The 6,042-nt window shown below is 34.6% G+C and carries 8 protein-coding genes and 2 pseudogenes; 9 read left to right on the top strand and 1 reads right to left on the bottom strand.

All coding sequences use genetic code 11. The annotated features are described in order from the left end of the window. From I2I04_RS22885 to I2I04_RS22845, 9 genes and pseudogenes are all read left to right on the top strand, one after another. The coding region (locus tag I2I04_RS22885; protein WP_229127041.1) for a polymorphic toxin type 10 domain-containing protein at positions 1 to 490 on the top strand (490 nt) is incomplete at its 5' end. Next, entirely contained in the window at positions 490 to 765 is a 276-nt protein-coding gene (locus I2I04_RS22880) for an Imm27 family immunity protein (RefSeq protein ID WP_008641559.1), read from the top strand. The genes I2I04_RS22885 and I2I04_RS22880, both read left to right, overlap by 1 nt. Before the next feature lie 141 nt (positions 766 to 906). Further along, entirely contained in the window at positions 907 to 1,089 is a 183-nt protein-coding gene (locus tag I2I04_RS22875) for a hypothetical protein (RefSeq protein WP_195655930.1), read from the top strand. 69 nt (positions 1,090 to 1,158) lie between these two features. Continuing rightward, positions 1,159 to 2,376 (top strand): annotated as a pseudogene (locus tag I2I04_RS22870) (RHS repeat domain-containing protein); the annotation flags it as partial. Beyond that, positions 2,336 to 2,905, top strand: coding sequence for a hypothetical protein (locus I2I04_RS22865; RefSeq protein WP_195655929.1), 570 nt, complete (start codon positions 2,336 to 2,338; stop codon positions 2,903 to 2,905). The pseudogene I2I04_RS22870 and the gene I2I04_RS22865, both read left to right, overlap by 41 nt. Positions 2,906 to 2,908: 3 nt before the next feature. Continuing rightward, entirely contained in the window at positions 2,909 to 3,379 is a 471-nt protein-coding gene (locus tag I2I04_RS23360) for a hypothetical protein (protein ID WP_229127040.1), read from the top strand. A 4-nt stretch (positions 3,380 to 3,383) separates the two neighbouring features. Beyond that, on the top strand, positions 3,384 to 3,641 hold the full coding sequence (locus I2I04_RS22855) for a hypothetical protein (RefSeq protein ID WP_008641562.1): 258 nt from the start codon (positions 3,384 to 3,386) through the stop codon (positions 3,639 to 3,641). Positions 3,642 to 3,716: 75 nt separating this feature from the next. After that, positions 3,717 to 4,304, top strand: a pseudogene (locus I2I04_RS23355) (RHS repeat domain-containing protein); the annotation flags it as partial. A gap of 594 nt (positions 4,305 to 4,898) precedes the next feature. Further along, positions 4,899 to 5,582 (top strand): hypothetical protein, encoded by a 684-nt coding sequence (locus I2I04_RS22845; protein WP_143256592.1) that lies wholly within the window; start codon positions 4,899 to 4,901, stop codon positions 5,580 to 5,582. A 268-nt stretch (positions 5,583 to 5,850) separates the two neighbouring features. Here the strand turns inward: I2I04_RS22845 and I2I04_RS23350 are convergent. Next, positions 5,851 to 6,042 (bottom strand): hypothetical protein (locus I2I04_RS23350; RefSeq protein WP_229127039.1); only part of this gene is annotated, 192 nt, incomplete at its 5' end.

Raw genomic sequence — 6,042 nt, 5'->3', positions numbered from 1 at the left:
ACAAGCCATCGCATATGATAAGGCCAATGGTACCATGACTTCAGCAGAGGTTATTGGGAATCAGTGGGGAGATATCGCGTTTGATGCCGTAAGAACAGCGGTAGGTGCAGGAGTAGGAAGAGGTGCCGGACTTTACAAAGGGCAGACCCTTGTAACCAATAGTATACCTCAAAAGGTTGCTCGTGTCATCCCTGATGGAATAAAAACTTCTATGCTTGGAGCTCCTAATCAATCTGATGTATTTGTTACCGCAGCTAAAGACATAAAGGGATTAAATGCAATGCAGATAGCTAATAAATTGACAATACCTCAAAGTAGTTCTGGATTTAAGGTGATTGAATTTAAAACTCCGATGAATGGTCTTGCTTCTCCAATAAATAGAACAAATCCTGGATTTGTAGGAAAAGGAAGAACTTTAGGGGGAGCTAGAGAATTTACTATACCAAATCAACAAATACCTAAAGATGCCATAATTAAAATTGTAAAATAATGATATATTCAAATGAAACTGAATTTGCAGGTTCCTGGTTATTAGAAAATGGGAATGTAAAAGATGATAATGTATCTATGCGTATTAAAGATTTAATCGTTAATTATTTATCAGAAATAGCAATGACTGATGATGGGTGGCAACGACTATATCAAGACCCTAATGACGGACGATATTGGGAGTTGTCATATCCACATTCAGATTGGGAAGGAGGAGGACCACCATCACTTAAGAATATATCACAGCTTGAGGCTAAAAATAAATATAAAATTTAATATTGTCTTTATGGTCGTTATAATTCATGCTACAAAAGTACACGCATACGCGATATATAACAAATCTAATTTACATTAACTCTATTATTAATCTAGAACATGTAAATATTGCGGATTTTATCGTATTAAAACCATAATAATATGAATAAATATGAAGGTATGACTGTCAATGAACGTCTTTATGTTAGTGGCTTAATAGATGAATTTTATAAAGCAGTTGAGAAAAAAGATATCGAAGCTGTTATATCCATCTTAAAAAGGGTGGAGTTATCGAATAATCAAATTGAGGCTATTTTAGTAACGTTAAATTTACCCTATATTTAATAGTTTGTTAAATTTGCCCTGATATAATTTGCTTAGAAAATGGGTAATTTGTATCAGGGTATTTTATATTTTCTATATGACTCAAACGGAAATTTAATACAAGATTTAAACAAAAAGATTACCGAAATTCAGTATAATTGTTTAAATTTACCCAGCCGTATAGAGTTTGAGGATGGAGGTGTTATTTCCTATCTTTATGATGCCAAAGGAACAAAGTTCCGAACAACGCACATAATAGCCGGAAAGACCGCAACTACTGATTACTTTGACGATGCGATCTATGAAAATGGTGTGCTCACTACTTTGTTGACGGAGTTGGGATATATTTCCCTTGTTGATGGCAAGTATCATTATTATTTGAAAGATCATCAGGGTAATAATCGTGTGGTTGTGGGACAGAATGGTAGTGTGGAGGAGGTGAATCATTATTATCCTTTTGGTGGTACATTTGCTTCGACCTCATCTGTTCAGCTTTACAAGTATAACGGGAAGGAGTTGGATAGAAAAGGTGGTCTTGACTGGTATGATTATGGGGCGAGACATTATGATGTGGCGTTAGGAAGATGGCATGTTGTAGATCCATTGGCGGAGAAGTATCATGGAATGGGTCCATATAATTACTGTATGAATAACCCGGTAAAATATATCGATCCAGATGGACAGACTGTTGTGATTTGGTATAGAAATGATAGTGGAAGAAACTTATCATTTTCGTATAGCGGTGGTAATATAACTCATTCTAACCCTTTCGTTCAGTCGGTTATAACAGCGTATCAATATAATAAGGCGAATGGTATAAAAATGGGTAATGGAGGTGGAGCTTCAACAGTTGCAATAGTAGAAAATACTGATATAAAAGTGAATGTGATGGAAGCTATATATGATAACAAATATAGTCCGGATGCTGCACGTGGTACTGGATGTATTTATTGGAAAAGTGATTGGGGGTCACAACATGATAATGGTACTGTAAATTCCCCGGCTACTATATTTGATCATGAAGCAGATCATGCGCTAGAACATAAAATAAATGCTCAAGAGTATGAGGTAAACAGGGTACGTGGCAGCGACCTGCAGTATCAGACAAAAGAAGAAAGACGAGTGATAACCGGTTCAGAACAGAAAACTTCAAGGGCTAATGGTGAAACTCGTCCAGGGCAAGTTACAAGAAGAAATCATAATGGGAAAACTGTAATAACAAAAGGAGTTATTTCAAATGTAATTGACGGACAAAAAACACTGGAATATGAGAAAAGAAAGAAACCTGTATGGACTTCGGAGCCATAAAAGCAGTTATTATTCTATTTCATTATTTTTACTATTATTATTTGTGACATCTTGTAAAAGTAATCAATTATTAATTGATAATAACGATGTTGAGAATGTAAACTTTTGGTTTATAGGAGATGTAGATACAAATATTCCTATCACCGATTGTTTGCACATTGTATTTGGAAACGATAACCATAAAACGATTATTCGTGATAGGAAGATTATTGATCGTTTTGTAGCTCTGGTTAATCAGTTGAAACCTGCCGGACCTGATTCTTATATTGATCTTAGAGTAAGTTCGCTTATAAAACTAAAACCGATAAATGGTGAAAGGAGACCTGATATTAGGGTCTGTATTGGTGCTGGTGGTTATGGGGTGTTTTTAAATGATGTATTGATGAAAGGAAATTCTAAAAAACTTCAGAAATTTGTTCAAGAAGAATTGTATGATTCTCTTACTCCGTATGAATGGTTACCTGATTTTATCAAAGGGTATCTGAAAGATCATCCGGAAGAAAAAAGTAAATATTTGCCTGACGAATAAGAAGTGTCTTGCCCTGATGCAAATTGGCTAGAAAACAGCCAATTTGTATCAGGGTATTTTATATTCGCAGAGGTTATTGGGAATCAGTGGGGAGATATCGCATTTGATGCCGTAACAACAGGAGCAGGGGTAGGAGTAGGAAAAGTTACCGGAACGTTAGGAAAAGCGAGTTCGGGTGTGGAAAAGGTGAAAGGGTTAGGTAATCCATTCAAGAATATGACACTTGACCAGGTCAGGACATCGATGGATAAGCATGTAGGTACAGGAAAACTGAAAGTAGTTGTTGTTGATCGTGAAACAGGACTTAATAAAACTTATTCTAATAATAAATCTGGATATTCTTATAATTTGGATGAAGGAGGTCCTACAAGAATTGGTAGAAAGAAAATGATAGAGCCGCCTCATATTGATGTGAACTATCCAAAACCTAAGCCTAAGAATATTGAAAAGAAAAAATTATTTGTAAACTATTAATATTATGATTAGCGTAATAACAAGTGGAATGGAAAGTAGAGTGTATCTCGACAATGAAGGTATTGATGATATGATTCATTATTTAACTTATTTGAGAGAGAAAAATGAGACAACTTATGATCTAATTGAAGGCAATGAGTTAGATAGACTTGATGAGGATCTAGTTCTTGATGGCTTTGAGCATATAACACATCTGGAATTGATATACATCAATGCCTTTGATAGAGATGATGGTACAGTAAGAATCATAGAGGAGGATTAATATTTCTTACCATTCTCGTGTTTTACCCTGGTATAAGTTGATTAGAAAACAACCAATTTGTATCAGGGTATTTTATATTATAACTCAAACGGAAATTTAATACAGGATTTAAACAAAAAGATTTCTGAAATTCAGTATAATTGTTTAAATTTACCTAGTCGTATAGAGTTTGAGGATGGAGGTGTTATTTCCTATCTTTATGATGCCAAAGGAACAAAGTTCCGAACAACGCACATAATAGCCGGAAAGACCACGACTACTGATTACTTTGACGATGCGATCTATGAAAATGGTGTACTCACTACTTTGTTGACGGAGTTGGGATATATCTCCCTTGTTGATGGCAAGTATCATTATTACTTGAAAGATCACCAGGGCAATAATCGTGTGGTTGTGGGACAGAATGGCAGTGTGGAGGAGGTGAATCATTATTATCCTTTTGGTGGTACATTTGCTTCGACTTCATCTGTCCAGCCTTACAAGTACAACGGTAAGGAACTGGATAGACAAGGTGGTCTTGACTGGTATGATTATGGGGCGAGACATTATGATGTGGCGTTAGGGAGATGGCATATTGTAGATCCGATGGCGGAAGAATATTATGGAATAAGTCCACATGTATATGTGGCTAATAACCCACTGAAATATATTGATTTGAACGGAGATAGTATAAGTGTTGCAGAACTTTATGAAAGAGATGATCAAGGTAAGCTTATTAATTCTAATCAAGTGAAAGCTTTTGAATTTCTAATGAGCACAAAGGAAGGAAAAGCATTATTGGCAAATTATGCTATGAAAGGACAAACAATAGCAGGGTTTTCTTTTAGTAAAGATGGAAAATACCATAATAAAGGAATTAATATATCGTTTGGGGCAGGTGTACGTGATGCAAGCGTTTCGGGTACTACTTCTTTTTCTTTAAATGATGAAAATTTGAATGTTCAAATAATGGTAGGAAACTCTTCAGATAATGCTGATCTACTAGATACTTTTATTCATGAAATAGTAATTCATGCTGATCAGAGTTCTGCCGATTTTAGTGATGACAAAGTGATGAATAATTCAAATGTTTATCCTGCATTAAGAAAAATGGATGAATCAAGAGGTTATAAACAGCATTGGCAAGAAAGAAATGTAAATAAGGCTATGACAAGAATTGGACTGCCCATAATGCAACAATATTATAACTCGCAAGGAATAGTAAAGTCAAACAGTGCTATTTTGAAGTTGATGTATGGATTTAGAAATTAATTGGTTATGAAAAAGTGTTTTATAATAATGCTGCTGTTGATTGGAGTACAATCATGCAGAACAGATAGAACTGATGGTTATGAAATGAAAGTATTTAATGAGATTTTTGATGACTTGGTTGAGGTGATGGGGGCATTAAGTAGTTTTGAAATTCCCCCTCCTCCAATGCCATTTCTTGATAACAACAATCCAATAGCGTATGACACTGTTGGATATGACAAAAAGATTGCTGAGATTGAGAGAAAAAATAGAAAAATGAGAGATACGACCTTTGTTATTGCTGTTTTTGATACTCTATTCACTTGTTGTAATCTAAATTTAGATGTTGAATATATCGGAAAACAATTAATGGAACCGGGTTATATTGAGGCACTTAACTCTATGAATAAGCACTCAATACAAAGCCGTTCACTGAATTTGTCCGAAATAGAGAATAGAAAACGGTTCATATTGAAATACACTTCAGAGTTTCCTGAAGGATTTAAGATATGGGAAAGAGAAAACTATAATTTTCTTTTTTCAGGAATATTGAGAATGTCGAGGATATACTTTGATAAAGAAAAGCGAGTTGGACTTTTTTATTGTTCTTATGCTTGTGGGCGGCTTTGTGGAGAGGAAACAATTATATGTATTCGCAAGGTTAATAAAAAATGGATTATTGAAAAGGAAATATCGCTGGGAGTATCGTAATGGTGTCTTACCCTGATACAAGTTGACTAAAAACAACCAATTTGTATCAGGGTATTTTATATTCTCTATTATGTTCTATTTTTAAGATTGAAACAGATTAGGAGTATCTAAACTGTATTCTAATAAAAGAAGTGATGTATAAAACACTGCATGAATATGCGGAATAAGTCATCTTTCTTGAATGCAAATGAGTGAATATGCATGATTGTTGATAGAATCATGAATTATTGCTTTAAAAGGAAGACTTCGTTCCTTTTAAAGCAACGATTTATTGGTCGGTGAGAAGTGCTTCCTTGCTTTTAAACGAAAGGACAAAAGGGTGTTTAGAATACTTGTTTTGTGCTGGTTGTTGTCGAATAGGTAACATGTGTGTTGTTTCTATTGGCACTATAAAATATTTTGTGTAAATGGAAATACGGGATTCAAGTTTGAGTCTCGTATTTTTTATTTTATACATTTG

Origin of the sequence: Bacteroides sp. 1001136B_160425_E2, from assembly GCF_015559655.1 — a bacterium.
Lineage (GTDB): Bacteria > Bacteroidota > Bacteroidia > Bacteroidales > Bacteroidaceae > Bacteroides > Bacteroides luhongzhouii.
Note: the sequence above shows the minus strand (reverse complement) of the source record. Positions and strands in the feature narration are given on the sequence as shown.